This window comes from Cellulosimicrobium cellulans, assembly GCF_016907755.1.
In the GTDB taxonomy this organism is placed as follows: domain Bacteria; phylum Actinomycetota; class Actinomycetes; order Actinomycetales; family Cellulomonadaceae; genus Cellulosimicrobium; species Cellulosimicrobium cellulans_D.
The window spans coordinates 3,687,599-3,704,637 of the sequence record NZ_JAFBCN010000001.1 but is presented as its reverse complement, the minus strand read 5'-3'; the positions used below and the strand labels follow the sequence as shown (position 1 = coordinate 3,704,637).

Sequence of the window (17,039 nt, the reverse complement as noted above, 5' to 3'; positions counted from 1 at the left end):
GAGGGAGGGGCCCGGTGAGCGACCGGGTCCCTCCCTCCAGGGCCCCGGGTCAGGCGTTCCCCGCGAGCAGGCGGTCCACCGCGGCGAGGGGGATGGGCTCCCAGTCCGGGCGGTTGCGGGACTCGTACACGACCTCGTAGAGCGCCTTGTCGAGCGTGAGCGCCCGCACGAGCGCCTCGGACGTCGCGCGGTCGACGCCGGCCGTGTCGGCCCGGTCGTACGCGTCGAGGAAGGCGGTGCGCGCCTGGACCGCCCACGTGGCGTCGCGGGCGCGCCCGACGGCGGCGGCGTAGTCGAACGAGCGCACGATCCCGGCGACGTCGCGCAGCGCGAGGTCGGGCCGCGTGCGCTCGGCGACGGGGCGCAGCGGTTCGCCCTCGAAGTCGAGCACCTTCCAGCCGAACCGGCGGGCGTGCAGCACCTGGCCGAGGTGCAGGTCGCCGTGGACCGTCTGGAGCCGGGGGAGCGCGTCGGGGACGCGCGTGACGTTCGCGAGGCGCGCGGACGTGCGGTCCCAGAAGGCGGTGACGTCGTGCGCGCGCCGCCCGAGCGCGCGCGACGAGGCGACGGCCTCGTCTCCGCGTCGTCGCAGGTCCGCGACGAGCCAGCGCGCGTCGACGGGCGAGCCGACGTCGAACGCGCGCCGGAGCGCGGCGTGCAGGTCGGCGAGCACGCGGCCCAGGTCGGCCGCGAGGTCGGCGAACGACGCACCCTGGCCCGCGAAGGCGCACGCGAGGTCGAACCCGTCGCGCGCGCCCTCCACGAACTCGCTGAGGATCGCCAGGTGCGCGGAGCGCGGAGCCTCGTCCGGGGTGCTGCCCGACGGCGGTGCCCCGGCCGGTGCGTCCGCGTCGCCCGGTCGGTGGGCCGTGCCCGGACCGACGCGGGCCGGGTCGTCCGCCGCGTCCCAGGTCACCTCGAGCCACGCGAGCGGGCGCGGCACGCCCGTCCAGCCCTGCGCCGCGAGCGCGCGCGGGATCGTCACGTCGGGGTTCGGCCCGATCGCGATGGCCCGCAGCACCTTGAGCATGCTCCCGCCGGCGACGCCCGGGAGCAGCACCGAGCTGTTGGACTGCTCGACGCTCAGCGCACGGCCCCCGGCGAGCTCGCGGTCGGGGGCCGCGGCGTCGCCGGACCCCGCGGCACGGGGCGCCGAGCCCGGTTCCTCCCACGCGACCTCGGCCAGGAGGGCCGCCCAGCAGGCGGGGTGCGCGGCGCCGTCGTGCACGACCCATCCCGGGCCACCCGGGGCGTCCGCGCCGAGGATCCCGATCGACGTCGCGCTCCCGTGCGTCGCCGCACCACCGGGATCCACGCCCCCGGCCGCCGTGCCCGCGGGTTCGAGCACGAGGGGCACCTGCACGACGAGGTCGACGCCGTCCCCGACGAGCCGCAGGAGGTGGAGCTCGACCCGTACGCCCGCCGACGCGGCGTCGGGCCGGCCGGCTGCCGCGGCGGACGCCGGGACGTCGAGCGCGAAGGACAGCCACGGCACGTGCCGCACGGCGACCCCCTTCACGGGGTACCACCGCCGCGCGGGCAGCCAGGCGTCCAGGAGCGCCATGAGCTCCGCCGAGGGCGGGGCCGTCCGCCGTACCGTCACGCGTGCCTCCTCCGTCAGGTCGCCTTCATGCCATCACGCGCCCGTCGCGCCCGCCGCACGAGGACCGGGAGGGGCCGCGCTCAGGCGGGGTCACGCACCACGAGCCAGTAGAAGTCGCGCGAGCCCCACGTCATGACGACGCGCTCGTCGTCGTCGACGGCGGGGAAGTGCGCGCCGCCGAACACGTCGGTGAGCGTCGCCCCGGCGTGGCCGGGCAGGTGCACCGCGGCCGACCGCGCGGTCGCGGAGAGGTTCGCGACGCACAGGATCGTCTCGGTCGGCGTGCGGCGCAGGAACGCGAGGATCGAGTCGTTGTCGCAGTCGAGCGCGACGAAGTCGCCGGTGCCGAACGCCTTGTGCCGGCGCCGGACCTTGAGCATGCCGTGCACCCAGTGCAGCAACGACGTCGACTGCTCGAGCTGCGCCTCGACGTTGACGTAGCCGTAGTGGTGCACGAGCGACTGGACGAGCGGCAGGTACACCTTGCCGGGGTCGGCGGTGGAGAACCCGGCGTTGCGGTCGGGCGTCCACTGCATGGGCGTGCGCACCGAGTCGCGGTCGGGCAGCCAGATGTTGTCGCCCATGCCGATCTCGTCGCCGTAGTACAGGCAGGGGCTGCCGGGCAGGGAGAGCAGGAGCGCGTGGGCGAGCTCGACCTCCTTGCGCGAGTTGTCGAGCAGAGGAGCGAGCCGACGCCGGATACCCACGTTCGCGCGCATGCGCGGGTCGGGCGCGTACCAGCCGTACATCGACGCGCGCTCCTCGGTCGAGACCATCTCCAGGGTGAGCTCGTCGTGGTTGCGCAGGAACGTGCTCCACTGCGCGCCGGGCGGGATGTCGGGCGTGTCGGCGAGGATCTCCAGGACCTGGTTGGCGCGCTGGTCCCGGATCGCGTAGTAGATGCGGGGCATCACGGGGAAGTGGAAGCACATGTGGCACTCGGGCTCGTCCGAGGTGCCGAAGTAGTCCACGACCTCGCGCGGCCACTGGTTCGCCTCGGCGAGCAGGATGCGCCCCGGGAACTCGGCGTCCACCATGCGCCGCACGCGGCGCAGGAACTCGTGCGTCTGCGGCAGGTTCTCGCAGTTGGTGCCCTCGGCCTCGTAGAGGTAGGGCACCGCGTCGAGGCGGAACCCGTCGACCCCCATCTGCAGCCAGAACCGCGCGACGTCGAGCATCGCGTCGGCGACGCGCGGGTTCTCGAAGTTGAGGTCGGGCTGGTGGGAGAAGAAGCGGTGCCAGAAGAACTGGCGCCGCACCGGGTCGAAGGTCCAGTTGGACGTCTCGGTGTCGACGAAGATGATGCGCGCGTCCTGGTAGCGCGTGTCGTCGTCGCTCCACACGTAGAAGTCGCCGTACGGGCCCTCGGGGTCGGCGCGCGACGCCTGGAACCAGGGGTGCTGGTCGCTCGTGTGGTTCATGACGAGGTCGATGACGACGCGCATCCCGCGCGCGTGCGCCTCGCTGACGAGCTCCGCGAAGTCGGACGTCGAGCCGTACTGCGGCGCGATCGCGGTGTAGTCGGACACGTCGTAGCCGCCGTCGCGCAGGGGCGACGGGTAGAACGGCGGCAGCCACAGCGCGTCGATGCCGAGCCACTGGAGGTAGTCGAGGCGGTCGATGAGGCCCCGCAGGTCGCCCGTCCCGCTGCCGTCGGAGTCGGAGAACGCCCGGACGATCACCTCGTAGAACACGGCCGTGCGGTACCAGTCCGGGTCGTCGGACAGGCCGGGGCGCGCGTCGACGGGCGCCGTCGGCTGGCGGCGCGGCGGGAGCGCCGCGACCGGGACGGGCGCGGTGATCGGCGGCACGGGGGCCGGGCCGGCGGCGGGTCCCCGCACGGGGACCGGAGACGCGTCGCGGGGGAACGTCATGCAGGCCTCACGTGCACGACGTGCGCGACCTGGCGCATCGGCTCGAGCCGCACGTACACGTCCTGGCCCCAGCCGTAGCTCTCTCCGGACAGCTCGTCGTGCGCGACGAACGACGGCGCCCACGGGTCCTGCCCGTCGGCGAGCGGGGGCAGCCCGAGGGCCGCGAGGTCGAGGTGCACGTTCGACTCCTGCGGGGAGTGCGGGTCGAGGTTCACCACGACGACGACCGTGTCCGCCTCGCCGGTCGGCGAGTGCTCGGCGGGCAGGTGGCGCGAGAACGCGAGCACCTGGTCGTTCGTCGTCGGGTGCACGGTGAGGTTGCGGAGTTGGCGCAGGGCGGGGTGGTCGCGGCGGACCTCGTTGAGCCGCGCGAGCAGCGTCGAGATCCCGATCTCCTCGGCGAGCGCCCAGTCGCGCGGCTTGTACTCGTACTTCTCGTTGTCGATCTGCTCCTCGACGCCCGGGCGGGGCACGTTCTCCACGAGCTCGTACCCGGAGTAGATCCCCCACGTGGGCGACCCGGTCGCGGCGAGCACCGCGCGCACCGCGAACCCGGCCACCCCGCCGTGCTGGAGGTACGGGGGGAGGATGTCGTGCGTCGTCGGCCAGAAGCTCGGCCGCATGTACGCGCCCGCCTCGCCCGAGACCTCCTCGAGGTACTCGGCGAGCTCGTCGCGGGTGTTGCGCCACGTGAAGTACGTGTACGACTGGTGGAACCCGATGCGCGCGAGCGTGTGCATCATCGCGGGCTTGGTGAACGCCTCCGAGAGGAACACCACCTCGGGGTTCGTCGCGCGCACCTCGGCGAGCAGCCACTCCCAGAAGTCGAGCGGCTTGGTGTGCGGGTTGTCGACGCGGAACGCCGTGACGCCCCGGTCGATCCACACCCGGACGACGCGCAGGACCTCGGCGTAGATGCCCTCGGGGTCGTTGTCGAAGTTCAGCGGGTAGATGTCCTGGTACTTCTTCGGCGGGTTCTCGGCGTACGCGATCGAACCGTCGGCGCGCGTCGTGAACCACTCGGGGTGCTCGGTGACCCACGGGTGGTCGGGCGAGCACTGGAGCGCGAGGTCGATCGCGACCTCGAGGCCGTTGCGCCGCGCCTCCTTGACGAACGCGCGGAAGGTGCGGTCGCTCCCGAGCTCGGGGTGGATCGCGTCGTGGCCGCCGTCCTTCGAGCCGATGGCGTACGGGCTGCCCGGGTCGCCCGGGAGCGCGGTGAGCGAGTTGTTGCGGCCCTTGCGGTGGGTCGTGCCGATGGGGTGGACGGGCGTGAGGTAGACGACGTCGAAGCCCATCGCGGCGATCGCCGGCAGGCGGCGGGCGGCGGCTGTGAACGTGCCCGAGCGCCAGCGCCCGTCCTTGAGCCGGCGCGCGCCCTCCGAGCGCGGGAACATCTCGTACCACGCGCCCGCGAGCGCCAGCGGGCGCTCGACGCGCAGGTCGTACGTGGCCGACGCCGTCACGTGGTCGCGCAGGGGCGCGCGACGCAGGACGTCGCGCACCTCGGGCGACGTCGCCGCGGCGAGGCGGGCCTGCGCGGGGCGGCTCGCGTCGGCGAGGGCGGCGGCCGCGTCGGCGAGCGTGCGCGCGTCCTCGGGGGAGCGGGTGCCCGGGGTGCCGTCCGCGCCCGGGAGAGGGACGGCGTCGGCCAGGACGCGCTCGAAGAGCCGGACGCCCTCGGCCAGCATGAGGTCGACGTCGACGCCCGCGTCGATCTTGATCGTCGCGTCGTGGGACCACGTGCCGTACGGGTCGCTCCACGCCTCGACGCGCAGCGACCAGTCCCCGAGGGCGTCGGGGTGCAGCGTGGCGCGGAACCGGTCGAGGCCGGGCGCGACGTCGATCATCGGCGCGGTGCGCTCGGTCCCGTCGGGGGCGACGAGCACGGCGGTCGCGGCGACGGCGTCGTGCCCCTCGCGGAACACGGTCGCCTCGACCGGCACCATCTCGCCGACGACGGCCTTCGAGGGCCACCGGCCACCCTCGACGACGGGGGACACGTCCAGCACGGGGATGCGGCCGATCGGGGCTGACGGCGCAGGACGGGGGGTGGTCGCGGGGGCGCGGTGCGGCGCGGGGGCCGGAGGGGTCGACGTCACACGCACAACGTATCGAGGCCCGCGGGGGGCGGGCACCTGGGAGCGGTCGGCGCGTCGCGAGGAGGGGCGTGCGGCGGAGGTGACGCCGGGGTGAAAGTTCACGCAAGCGTGACGTGCGCGTGACACCGCGAGGGTGTGCACCGGCCTCGGCCTGCGTAGTCTCGTCCCCGTGAGAGCGATCCGACGGTTCACCGTCCGCACCCTGCTGCCCGCCGAGCTGCGCGACCTGGACGAGCTGGCCCACAACCTGCGCTGGTCCTGGCACGCCCCGACGCGCGACCTGTTCGCCGGCATCGACCCCGAGGCGTGGGCGTCCGTCCACGGCGACCCGGTCGCCCTGCTGGGCGCGCTCGGCCCGGAGCGCCTCGCCGAGCTCGCGGCCGACGGCGCGTTCGTCGAGCGCGTGCGCGCGGCGGCGGCCGACCTGCGCCACTACCTCGACGACGCGCTGTGGTACCAGCAGCAGGCGGCCTCGCAGGACGAGAGCGACCCGCTCCCCGCCGCGATCGCGTACTTCTCGCCCGAGTTCGGCATCACGTCCGTGCTGCCGCAGTACTCCGGCGGCCTCGGCATCCTCGCGGGCGACCACCTCAAGAGCGCGAGCGACCTCGGCGTGCCGATCGTCGGCGTCGGGCTCCTGTACGGCGCCGGGTACTTCAAGCAGTCCCTCACGCGCGACGGCTGGCAGGTCGAGACCTACCCGCTGCTCGACCCGGACGGGCTCCCGCTGACCCTGCTGCGCGACGACGACGGCACGCCCGCGCGCGTCTCCCTCGCCCTCCCGGGCGGTCGGACGCTGCACGCGCACGTGTGGGTCGCAGCCGTGGGTCGCGTCCCCCTGCTGCTGCTCGACTCGAACGTGCCCGGCAACGACGAGGCCGCGCGCAAGGTCACCGACCGCCTCTACGGCGGCGGCGGGGAGCACCGCCTCCAGCAGGAGCTCCTGCTGGGCGTGGGCGGCGTGCGCGCGCTGCGCCTGTGGTCGCGCCTCACGGGCGCCCCGGCACCGGAGGTCTACCACACCAACGAGGGGCACGCCGGCTTCCTCGGCGTGGAGCGCATCCGTGAGCTCGTCGAGCAGGGCCTCACGTTCGACGAAGCCCTGGAGGCCGTGCGCGCCGCGACCGTCTTCACGACGCACACGCCCGTCCCGGCCGGCATCGACCGGTTCGGGCGCGACCTCGTCACGCAGTACTTCGGCGGCGACATGGCCGTGGACGGACTGCCCGTGGAGCGGGTCCTCGCGCTCGGCGCCGAGGACTACGACGGCGGCGACCCGACCGTCTTCAACATGGCCGTCATGGGCCTGCGCCTGGGCGGCCGCGCCAACGGCGTCTCGCTGCTGCACGGCGAGGTGTCGCGCGGCATGTTCGAGGGCCTGTGGCCCGGGTTCGACGCGCGCGAGGTCCCCATCACGTCCGTGACGAACGGCGTGCACTCGCCCACGTGGGTGGACCCCGCCTTCGCGGCCCTCGAGTCCGAGCGGCTCGGGCTCGACGAGCTCACCGCCGCCGACGCGTCGTCGGGCTGGCTGCGCGGTGCCGGGGACGGCGGCGTGAGCGACGGCGAGCTGTGGGCGATCCGCCGCGAGATGCGCGGCCGGCTCGTCGACGAGGCGCGCCGCCGCGTGCGCAAGTCCTGGCGCGAGCGCGGCGCGACCCCGGCCGAGCTCGGCTGGGTCGACGACGTGCTCTCGCCCGACGTCCTCACCATCGGGTTCGCGCGGCGCGTGCCCACGTACAAGCGGCTCACGCTGATGCTCCGCGACCCCGCGCGCCTCAAGGCGCTGCTGCTCCACCCCGAGCGCCCCGTGCAGCTCGTCGTGGCGGGCAAGTCGCACCCCGCGGACGACCAGGGCAAGCGCCTCATCCAGCAGCTCGTCCGCTTCACCGACGACCCCGAGGTGCGCCACCGCATCGTCTTCCTGCCCAACTACGACATCGCCATGGCGCAGTCGCTCTACCCGGGCTGCGACGTCTGGCTCAACAACCCGCTGCGGCCCCTGGAGGCGTCGGGGACGTCCGGCATGAAGTCGGCGCTCAATGGCGGCCTCAACCTGTCCATCCTCGACGGGTGGTGGGACGAGTGGTTCGACGGCGAGAACGGCTGGGCCATCCCCACCGCCGACGGCGTCGAGGACCCCGACCGCCGCGACGACCTCGAGGCGTCGGCGCTCTACGACCTCGTCGAGCAGCAGGTCGCGCCGCGCTTCTACGACCGCACCGCCGACGGCGTCCCCGACCGGTGGCTCGAGATGGTGCGGCACACGCTCTCCACGCTCGGCCCCAAGGTCCAGGCGACGCGCATGGTCGGCGAGTACGTCACGCGCCTGTACGCGCCCGCCGCGGCGGCCGGTCGGGCGCTCGCCGCGGACGGCCTCGCCCCCGCGCGCGAGCTCGCGCACTGGAAGGAGTCCGTGCGGACCGGGTGGTCGCGCGTGCGCGTCGACCACGTCGACTCGTCCGGCATCGGCGAGGTGCCGCAGGTCGGCGACCGGCTCACGGTGCGCGCGTACGTCTCGCTGGGCGACCTGCGCCCGGAGGACGTGCAGGTGCAGGTCGTGCACGGCCGCGTCAGCGAGGCCGACGTCATCGAGGAGTTCACCGCCGAGCCGCTCGCGCTCGCCGAGACGTACGAGGCCGGCCGCTACGCGTTCGCCGGCGACGTCGTGCTCGACGCGTCCGGCCCGTTCGGCTACACGGTGCGCGTCGTCCCGACGCACGCCGGCCTCCCCAGCGTCGCCGAGCTCGGCCTCGTCGCCAACGCCTGACGCACCCCCGCCGAGGTAGAGCCTCCGGTCGCGACGTAGAACACCCGGTGTTCTACGTCGCGACCGGAGGCTCTACCTCGTGGGAGCCGGTGGCCGGGACGAGCCCGCCGCACGCGGTCGACGGTTGTCCACAGGTTCGTGGCCGGCCCTGGCTGCGGCCGGCGTGCTCGGCCAGTCTGTGCCCATGAGCACGGACGAGCACGAGGTCGTGCAGACACGTCGGACGGCGAGTCGTCCCCGGGACACGCGGCGCCCGCCCGGGCGAGACGACGATGCGCGTGCTTCCGTGCCGTTGCCGTCGGTGGTCCGGTTCTCGGCAGAGCGGCGCGCCGAGATCGCGGCCGGGGTCTGCCGCGGCACGCTCGTCCGGGTGCGTCGGGGTGTCTACGCGGCCCCGCCGGCTTCGGGGGCTCCGCCGGCGCAGCGTCGGCGCGACGCCGTCGTCGCGCGTGCGGTAGCGCTCGCGGGACGGTTGACGACGGACTACTGGTTCAGCCACTCGACCGCCGCAGTCCTGCACGGGCTGTGGACCTGGCGGCTCGAGGACGAGGTCCACGTGACGCAGCTCGGGAACCCGTCCGTGCGCCGGACCGACTCGGGGTTCCGCAGGCACTGGACGGCGCTGCCCGAGAGCGACCGCTGCGAGCTCGACGGTCTGCCGATCACCTCGCTGGAGCGCACGATCGTCGACTGCGCTCGTTCGCTCGACCCGACGGCAGGCGTCGTGGTCGCGGACTCGGGGCTCCGTGCCGGGGCTGACGTCCGGAAGGTCACGGCCGTCCTGGACGCGGCCGCCGGTGGGCGTGGCGTCCGGCGCGCACGTCGGGTCGTCGCCGAGGCCGATCCCCGGTCGGAGTCGCCGGGCGAGAGCGTGGTGCGCTGGTTGGTGGTCGACGCGGGCCTCCCGCACCCCGAGCCGAACCTCGCGGTGACGACCTGGCGAGGCACGTACCGGCTGGACGTCGCGTGGGCGACGTACCGCGTCGCGGTCGAGTTCGACGGAGCCGTCAAGTACTCCGGCGGCGAGTACGGCGACCCGCGGGGCCGCCTGCTCGCGGAGAAGACCAGGCACGACGCCCTGACGGAGGCCGGGTGGTTCGTCCTGCGGGTGACGTGGAACGACCTCGCGGAACCCGACGTCCTCGTTCGCCGGATCCGGGCCGCGCTCGCGCGACGTTCCACGAGATAGAGGCTCCCGCAGCGAGGTAGGGCTCGCGGAGCTCTATCTCACGACCGGAGGCTCTATCTCGCGGGTGTCGAGGAGGGCGAGGTAGCGAGTGCGGGTGCGGACGACGTCGGCGAGCTGGGTCTCGATGCCGTCGACGAACTCCTCGCGGTAGACCGCGTCGACCTGCACGGAGATCGCGTAGTAGAGGCCGGTGAAGGTCGCGATGGCGACGGAGACGCGCAGGAGCGTCTGGGTGACGACGAGGTCCGCACCGCCCACCCCGCCGCCGCCTGCGAGCGAGAGCGTCTGCTGCCAGGTGCCGCCGTCGACGTCCCACAGCGCCATGACCTCCGGCGTCACGGTGAGGGTCCCCAGCGCCATGAAGAACACGCCCATGCCGAGGCTCACGACGAGGACCTGCAGGAGCTGGCTGCTCGCGATCATCGTCGCGAGGTTCGCCGTCTGGCCGCGGCTGAAGCGCGTCGCGCGCTCGTGCCCGGGCAGCCGCGCAGCCGTCTCGGCGAGGGCCTCGCGCGCCTCGCCCGGGGAGCGCAGCGCGACGAACAGCACGACGAGCAGCGCGAAGAACGCGCCCAGCACGAGGTCTGCGACCCCGTGCGTGCGGTCGAACACCTGCCAGACCTCGGCGTTGTAGAAGAGGACGAGGGAGAACACCAGCAACAGCGGGAGCAGCCGCACGAGCCGTAGGAGGGCGGCGCCGAGCTCGTCCGTGACGCGCGCGAGGCCCCACCACAGCGACGACAGCACGCCGTACCCCACGACGACGCGCAACACCCCGAGCAGCACCAGGTTCCCCACGACGGTGAGCAGCGCCTCGTCCCACTGCCCGCCGAACACGAGCGGCAGGAGCGCCGGGACGAGCACGAAGAACGCGAGCTCGGGCACGCCGACCGACTGGGGGAGGGTCGACCACGCGCGCCCGCGCAGCACGTTGAGTCCCGCGTAGGCGCCGGCGACGATCGCGGCGCCGCCGAGGAGCGCGAGCGCGTTCGCCCAGGCGGGCCAGCCGGAGCGGAGGGCGCCGGTGAGCTCGGCGAGCAGCACGACGAGCAGGAACGGTGCCGACCGACCGAAGACGTCACGGTCCACGGAGTGACCCTCGACGAGGAGCGGGAGCCCGTTGCGGCGGAAGACGCGTTCGCACGCAGCGACGTCGGACGGGCCGGTCTCCGGCTCCGGGCCGGGCTCCTGGACGACGCCCGGCCCGGCCGGCTCGCCGTGCCCGACCGGTCCCGTACCCGAGGTGAGGGCGGGTCGTCCGGGTCGGGACGCGTCGTCGTGCACGCTCATGCTCGGTGACCCTACCGGCCGTCGCACCTCGCGCGACGGACGACGACAGCCCGCTCCCAGCGACCAGGTGCTGTCTCGCGTGGGTTCAGCCGAGCTCCGCCGCGAGCGAGCGGCCCGCGACGCGGCCCGAGTAGAGGCAGCCGCCGAGGAACGTGCCCTCGAGCGCGCGGTGGCCGTGCACGCCGCCGCCGCCGAACCCGGCGGCCTCGCCCGCGGCCCAGAGGCCCGGCAGCACGGTGCCGTCCTGGCGCAGCACGCGCGCGGACGTGTCGGTCCACAGCCCGCCGAGCGTCTTGCGCGTGAGCACCGAGAGGCGGACGGCGAGCAGCGGTCCGTCCTTGGGCGTGGTGAGCGGGCGCGGGGGCGAGACGCGGATGAGCCGGTCGACGCGGTAGCGCCGCGCCATCGCCGTCGCGACGACCTGGGGGTCCTTGCCGAGGCCGGTGCGCACCTGCTCGTCACGAAGGTGGACGATGCGGGCGAGGGCCTCGCCGTCGACGTGACCGCGCGAGCCCGGCGTCGCGTCGACGAGCGCGTTCATCCCCGCGGCGAGCTCCTCGGGCGTGTCGGCCCAGACGAACTCGGGCGACTGCTCGGCGAACCGCGCGACGGGCCCGACGGCGCCGGGCAGCACGCGCTGTGCGAGCAGCCTGACGTCCTTGCCGGTGAGGTCGGGGTTCTGCTCGGAGCCCGACAGCGCGAACTCGGTCTCCATGATCGCCTTGTTGAGCACGAACCAGGAGTGGTCGTCGCCGCGCTCGGTCACGTGCTGGAGCGCGCCGAGCGCGTCGAACCCGGGGAAGAGGGGCGCGGGCAGGCGGTTGCCGTCGGCGTCGAGCCACAGCGAGCTCGGGCCGGGCAGGATGCGGATGCCGTGGTCCGTCCACACGGGGGAGTGGTTCGCGATGCCCTCGGGGTAGTGCCACATGCGGTCCTCGTGGACGAGCGCGCCGCCCGCGTCGGCGGCGACGCCGATCATGAGCCCGTCGGTCGAGTCCGGGACGCCGGAGAGCATCCGGGCGGGCAGGCGGCCCGCCGACTGGGGCCACCGGGACCGCACGAGCTCGTGGTTCGCGCCGATCCCGCCCGACGTCACGACGACCGCGCTCGCCGCGATCTCGACCTCGCCGACCACGTCGCGCGACGACGGTGCGCCGCGCTCGACGTCCGACGGTGCGAGGACCTCCGCACGCACGCCCGTCACGGCGCCGTCCGTGACGACGAGCGACGTGACGCGGTGCCGGAACCGCAGGTCGAGCAGCCCGGCCGCCCGGGCGTCGAGCGCGGCGCGGACGAACGGCTCGAGGATGCCCGGCCCGGTGCCCCACGTGACGTGGAAGCGCGGGACGGAGTTGCCGTGCGCCCCGGCCGCCGTCCCGTCGGCGCCCGAGGTCACGGGGTACCCGCCGCGCTCCGCCCACTGCACGAGCGGGAACCAGCGCACGCCCTTGTCGTGCAGCCAGCCGCGCATCTCGCCCGCGGCGAAGTCGACGAACCCGCGCGCCCACGCGTACCCGTGGCGGTCGGGTCCCTCGCCGCGGTCGGCGCCGGGCGCGAACCGCGCGGACCCGAGCCAGTCGTCGAACGCGAGCTCGGCGGAGTCGGTGACCCCCATGCGCCGTTGTTCGGGCGAGCCCACGAGGAACAGGCCGCCGAACGACCACCACGCCTGGCCGCCGAGGCTCGCGGCCGGCTCCTGGTCGAGCAGGACGACGCGCCGCCCGGCCGCGGTGAGCTCGGTCGCCGCGACGAGCCCGGCGAGGCCGGCCCCCACGACGACGACCTCGGGATCCTCGATCGAGGGAGAGCTGAGAGGGGAGTCGACCGCGCTGTCACTCATGCGGGAAGAGTAGAGCACGTGTCCAGACCCGTGCGGCCCCGGCGGGCGCGTGCGACCACGCGCCTACCTCGGCGGGGTGGAGACGTAGACGCGCAGGCTCAGGGCCTCGAGCCCGACGACGTCGCCCGCGCGGGCGGTACCGTCGCCGTTCGTGCGGTCCCGGTCGTCGGGGTGCTCCCAGTCGGAGTCCCACGCGAGGTCCCACCGCTCGGCGTCGCCGCGCGAGGCCGCGCGCACGCCGGGGAGCGTGACGTCGACCGGGTCGAGGGCGCCGACGACGACCACGAGGACGTCGGCGTCGCCGGGCTCGGGCGCGGTCCGCAGCATCTGCAGGGTCCGGACGGCGGGGTCGTGCCACGCCGCGTGGTCCAGCAGCTCGCCGTCGGCGTCGAACCAGACCAGGTCGGGCACGCCGGCACCGTCCGTCCCCCGCTGCGTCGCTGCGTCCGTCGGGCGGGGCCGGCCGGTGAAGAACGTGTCGGGGCGCAGCGCGGGGTGCGTGCGGCGCAGGCCGAGCAGGTACCGCGTGGTCGCGAGCAGGTCCTGGCGCCATGGTGACAGGTCCCACGACACCCACGACGTCGCGTCGTCCTGCACGTAGGCGTTGTTGTTGCCGCGCTGGGTGCGACCCATCTCGTCGCCCGCGGTGAGCATCGGGGTGCCGGCGGCGAGGACGAGCGTCGCGAGGAGGTTGCGGATCGACCGGCGGCGCAGGGGCGCGATCTCCACTCCCAGCCCGAGCGCGTCGAGCCCGGCGCCGCCGCCCGCCCGCGCGTCGGGGGCCACGACCGGGCCCTCGAGACCGTGGTTCCACGACCGGTTGTCGTCCGTCCCGTCACGGTTGTCCTCGCCGTTCGCGAGGTTGTGCTTGTGGTCGTACGCGACGAGGTCGGCGAGCGTGAAGCCGTCGTGCGCGGTCACGTAGCTCACCGACGCGACGGGCCCGCGCAGGAGCGGCGGGTCGGAGTGGCCGAACAGGTCCGCGGAGCCCGCGAGCCGGGTCGCGAGGTCGCGCACGCCGTGGCCGGGCCGCCCGTGGGACGCCTCGCGCGCGTCGGCGAGCCAGAACTGGCGCGCCGCGTCGCGGAACCGGTCGTTCCACTCGGCGAGCGGGGGCGGGAACTGCCCGGTCCGCCAGCCGCCCGGCCCCACGTCCCACGGCTCGGCGACGAACTTGAGCCCGCACAGCACCGGGTCGGTCTGGAGCGCGACGAGGAACGGATGGTCGGGGTCGAACCCGGCCGAGCCGCGCCCGAGCGTGACCGCGAGGTCGAACCGGAACCCGTCGACGCCCACGACGTCCGCCCAGTACCGCAGCGAGTCGAGCGCCGCGCGCACGACCGCCGGGCGCCGGAAGTCGAGGGAGTTGCCCGTCCCGGTGACGTCCGCGAGACGCGCGGGCGCGCCGCCGTCGTGCAGGTAGTACCCGGCGTTGTCGAGGCCGCGCCACGACAGGTGGTAGCCGTCTGCACCGCCCTCGCACGTGTGGTTGTGCACGACGTCGAGCAGCACCTCGATCCCTGCCTCGTGCAGCAGGTGCACCATCCCCCGCACCTCGTCCAGGACCGCCCCGGGGCCGGCGTCCTGGGCGGCGCGCGTCGCGTACGCGGCGTGGGGCGCGAAGAAGCCGAGCGTCGAGTAGCCCCAGTAGTTGGTGCGGCCGCTCGCGAGCAGGTGCGGCTCGGGCACGTTCGCGTGCACGGGCAGGAGCTCGACCGTCGTCACTCCCAGCGACCGGAGGTGCTCGATCGTCACGGGGTGCGCGACGCCCGCGTACGTGCCGCGCAGGTGCTCCGGCAGCGCCTCGAGCCGCTGCGTGAGGCCGCGCACGTGCGCCTCGTAGACCACGGTGTCGCGCCACGGGACGCGCGGCCGGGGTGCCAGGTTCCCCGTCGGCTCGGCCACGACCACCGCGTGCGGCACGAACGGCAGCGAGTCGCGAGCGTCCGCCGGGCCGTACGGGTCGCTCCCGACCTGGCCGTGGATCGCCGGGTCGGCGACCAGCTCGCCCACGAGGCCGCGCGCGTACGGGTCGACGAGGAGCTTCGCGGGGTTGTGCCGCAGCCCGGCGGCGGGGTCCCACGGGCCGTGGACGCGGAACCCGTAGCGCTGCCCGGGGCGGACGCCCGGGACGTGGGCGCGCCAGACGCCGTACGCCGGCCCGGCGAGGGGGACGCGGCGCTCGCGGTAGCGGGCGGGGTCGTGGGCGGGCAGCGCCGCGTCGACGACGTCGACGAGGCACAGCTCGACGGCGGTCGCGTGCGAGGCGAGGACGGCGACGTCGACGCCGCCGCCCGCGACGCGGACGCCGAGCGGCGGCACGAGAGCGTGCCGGTCGACGCGTCCCGGCGCGACCGGGAGCGCGGGATCGCCGCTGGCCGGGGGGACGGGGCTCGGGTCGGGGGGCACGTGCACCCGTCCATTGTGGCGGGTGTCACCGGCTCGTCCCGCCGCCCGCCGGTAGGCTTCCCCGAGCGGGCCGGGAACCTCTCCGGCCGATCGCCCAGCGCACAGGGAGAGCAGCCGATGCGGATCGTCGTCGCCGTGAAGTACGTCCCGGACATCCACGCGGACCGGGGCTTCGAGGGCGGGCGCGTCGTGCGCCGGGCCGACGAGGGGACGCTCAACGAGCTCGACGAGAACGCGGTCGAGGCCGCGCTGCGCCTCAAGGAGGCGCTGCCGGAGGCGGAGCGCGAGACCAGCGAGGTGATCGTCCTCACGGTGGCCGGTCCCGACGCCGGCGGCGCGGTGCGCCGCGCGTACCAGCTCGGCGCGGACCGTGGGGTGCGCGTGAGCGACGACGCCGTGGCGGGCTCCGACTACTTCGGCACCGCGCGCGTGCTCGCCGCCGCGGTGCGCCGCCTCGCGGACGAGGCCCCGGTGGACGTCGTCGTGACGGGCATGGCCGCGCTCGACGGGCTCGGCTCGGTCGTCCCCGCGCTCCTGTCGGCGGAGCTCGGGCTCCCGCAGCTCACGCTCGCGGGGAAGCTCGAGGTCGAGGGAGAGCCCGGCGCTCGGACGGCTCGCGTCACGCGCGAGCTCGACGGCGTCGAGGAGGTCCTCGAGGCGCCGCTGCCCGCCGTGGTGTCCGTGACGGACCACGCGAACGACCCGCGCATGCCCAACTTCAAGCTCATCATGGCGGCGCGCACGCGCCCGGTGGAGGCGTGGAGCCTCGCCGACCTCGGCGTCGACCCGGCGCTCGTCGGCGACGCCGGCGCGCGCTCGCGCGTGACCGACGCGTCGCCCCGCCCGCCGCGCCCCGACGCCGAGATCGTCGTCGACAAGGGCGAGGGCGGGCGCGCCCTGGCCGAGTTCCTCATCCGCAACGACCTGGTCTGAGAGGCGTCCGCACATGAGCACCCCCGGGACCCGTACCGTCCTCGTCCTCCTCGACTCCGCCGGCACCGAGCTGCGCTCGCCCGTGCTGGAGCTCATCACCGTCGGCCGCTCGCTCGGGCGTGTCGAGGCCGTCGCGCTGGAGGCGCCGAGCGTCGACGTGCTCGCCCAGCTCGGCGCCTACGGCGTCGCGCTCGTGCGCCAGGCCGAGCCGTCGTCGGGCGGGGAGGTCGTGACCGGCGACGCGCTGCACCTGACGCCCGTCGTGGCCGAGGTCCTCGCCGCCGCGACGCGCGCGTCCGACGCGGACGCCGTCCTGCTCACGTCGTCCTTCCCGAACAAGGAGGCGGCCGCGCGCCTCGCGTTCCTCACCGAGGCGGGCCTCGTCGTCGACGCGTCCGCGCTGACCGACGGCGGCACGCACCTCGTCGCGGACAAGCGCGTCTTCGCGGGGTCCTGGGACGTGCGGAGCGAGATCGTCACCGACCCCGCCGTGCTCACGCTGCGGGCGAACTCCGTCGTCCCGCAGCCCGCGGAGGTCGCCGTGGCGACCGAGGTCGGTGCGCTGCGCCTCGAGCTCTCGCCCGCCGCGACCGCGGCGCGCGTCGTGTCCCGCACGGTCGACGAGTCGGCCGGCGCGGGTCGCCCCGCGCTCGGCGAGGCCGCGATCGTCGTCGCGGGGGGCCGAGGCACGAACGGCGACTTCGGTCCCGTCACCGAGCTCGCCGACGCGCTCGGCGCGGCCGTGGGCGCGACGCGCGACGCCGTCTACGAGGGCTGGCACGACCAGTTCGTCGGACAGACGGGCGTCACCGTCGCCCCGCGCCTGTACATCGGCGCGGGCATCTCCGGCGCCCCGCACCACCGCGGCGGCATGCAGGCGTCTCAGGTCATCGTCGCGGTGAACAACGACCCGGAGTGCCCGCTGTTCGAGATCTCGGACTTCGCGGTCGTCGGCGACCTCGCGGACGTGCTGCCGCAGGCGGCCGAGGTGCTGCGCGAGCACCGGTCGTCGCAGGGCTGACCGCTCTG

General features: G+C 74.8%; 10 protein-coding genes. 4 read left to right on the top strand and 6 right to left on the bottom strand.

The genetic code is table 11. From position 1 onward, the window contains the following. Positions 1-49: 49 nt before the first annotated feature. The 3 genes from JOE63_RS16115 to JOE63_RS16105 form a co-directional block, all read right to left on the bottom strand. Positions 50-1,603 (bottom strand): aminoglycoside phosphotransferase, encoded by a 1,554-nt coding sequence (locus tag JOE63_RS16115; protein WP_307840160.1) that lies wholly within the window; start codon positions 1,601-1,603, stop codon positions 50-52. Positions 1,604-1,683: 80 nt separating this feature from the next. Further along, on the bottom strand, positions 1,684-3,477 hold the full coding sequence (gene treS, locus JOE63_RS16110) for a maltose alpha-D-glucosyltransferase (protein ID WP_204542587.1): 1,794 nt from the start codon (positions 3,475-3,477) through the stop codon (positions 1,684-1,686). Next, a complete protein-coding gene (locus JOE63_RS16105; protein WP_204542585.1) occupies positions 3,474-5,579 on the bottom strand; it encodes an alpha-1,4-glucan--maltose-1-phosphate maltosyltransferase in 2,106 nt (701 codons plus the stop codon). The genes treS and JOE63_RS16105 overlap by 4 nt, the downstream gene beginning before the upstream one ends. 169 nt (positions 5,580-5,748) lie before the next feature. On the opposite strand from JOE63_RS16105, the gene glgP reads away from it, so the two are divergent. Together glgP and JOE63_RS16095 are read left to right on the top strand one after the other, a co-directional pair. After that, positions 5,749-8,349 (top strand): alpha-glucan family phosphorylase, encoded by a 2,601-nt coding sequence (gene glgP, locus JOE63_RS16100; RefSeq protein ID WP_204542584.1) that lies wholly within the window; start codon positions 5,749-5,751, stop codon positions 8,347-8,349. A gap of 286 nt (positions 8,350-8,635) precedes the next feature. Further along, the gene (locus JOE63_RS16095; RefSeq protein ID WP_204542583.1) at positions 8,636-9,538 is read left to right on the top strand and encodes a hypothetical protein; all 903 of its coding nucleotides are present in this window, start codon (positions 8,636-8,638) and stop codon (positions 9,536-9,538) included. Positions 9,539-9,571: 33 nt separating this feature from the next. Here JOE63_RS16095 and JOE63_RS16090 read toward each other — a convergent pair whose 3' ends face one another. The 3 genes from JOE63_RS16090 to glgX form a co-directional block, all read right to left on the bottom strand. Next, the gene (locus JOE63_RS16090) at positions 9,572-10,828 is read right to left on the bottom strand and encodes a hypothetical protein (protein ID WP_204542582.1); all 1,257 of its coding nucleotides are present in this window, start codon (positions 10,826-10,828) and stop codon (positions 9,572-9,574) included. An 85-nt stretch (positions 10,829-10,913) separates the two neighbouring features. Beyond that, on the bottom strand, positions 10,914-12,668 hold the full coding sequence (locus tag JOE63_RS16085) for an FAD-binding dehydrogenase (protein WP_204542581.1): 1,755 nt from the start codon (positions 12,666-12,668) through the stop codon (positions 10,914-10,916). Positions 12,669-12,731: 63 nt separating this feature from the next. Then, positions 12,732-14,990 carry a glycogen debranching protein GlgX gene (gene glgX, locus JOE63_RS16080; RefSeq protein ID WP_204543784.1) on the bottom strand — a complete coding sequence of 753 codons (2,259 nt, stop codon included), beginning with the start codon at positions 14,988-14,990 and terminating at the stop codon, positions 12,732-12,734. Between the two features lie 204 nt (positions 14,991-15,194). Here glgX and JOE63_RS16075 point away from each other — a divergent pair, with 204 nt between their 5' ends. Both JOE63_RS16075 and JOE63_RS16070 read left to right on the top strand, forming a co-directional pair. Beyond that, positions 15,195-16,010, top strand: coding sequence for an electron transfer flavoprotein subunit beta/FixA family protein (locus tag JOE63_RS16075; protein ID WP_204542580.1), 816 nt, complete (start codon positions 15,195-15,197; stop codon positions 16,008-16,010). Positions 16,011-16,023: 13 nt separating this feature from the next. Further along, on the top strand, positions 16,024-17,031 hold the full coding sequence (locus JOE63_RS16070) for an electron transfer flavoprotein subunit alpha/FixB family protein (RefSeq protein ID WP_204542579.1): 1,008 nt from the start codon (positions 16,024-16,026) through the stop codon (positions 17,029-17,031). The last annotated feature ends 8 nt before the right edge of the window (positions 17,032-17,039 follow it).

Bases quoted from the DNA above. Each gene is read 5' to 3' on its own strand.
- JOE63_RS16075 (WP_204542580.1), top strand. From the start codon at position 15,195: ATGCGGATCGTCGTCGCCGTGAAGTACGTCCCGGACATCCACGCGGAC.
- JOE63_RS16070 (WP_204542579.1), top strand. From the start codon at position 16,024: ATGAGCACCCCCGGGACCCGTACCGTCCTCGTCCTCCTCGACTCCGCC.
- JOE63_RS16090 (WP_204542582.1), bottom strand. From the start codon at position 10,828: ATGAGCGTGCACGACGACGCGTCCCGACCCGGACGACCCGCCCTCACC.
- treS (WP_204542587.1), bottom strand. From the start codon at position 3,477: ATGACGTTCCCCCGCGACGCGTCTCCGGTCCCCGTGCGGGGACCCGCC.
- JOE63_RS16085 (WP_204542581.1), bottom strand. From the start codon at position 12,668: ATGAGTGACAGCGCGGTCGACTCCCCTCTCAGCTCTCCCTCGATCGAG.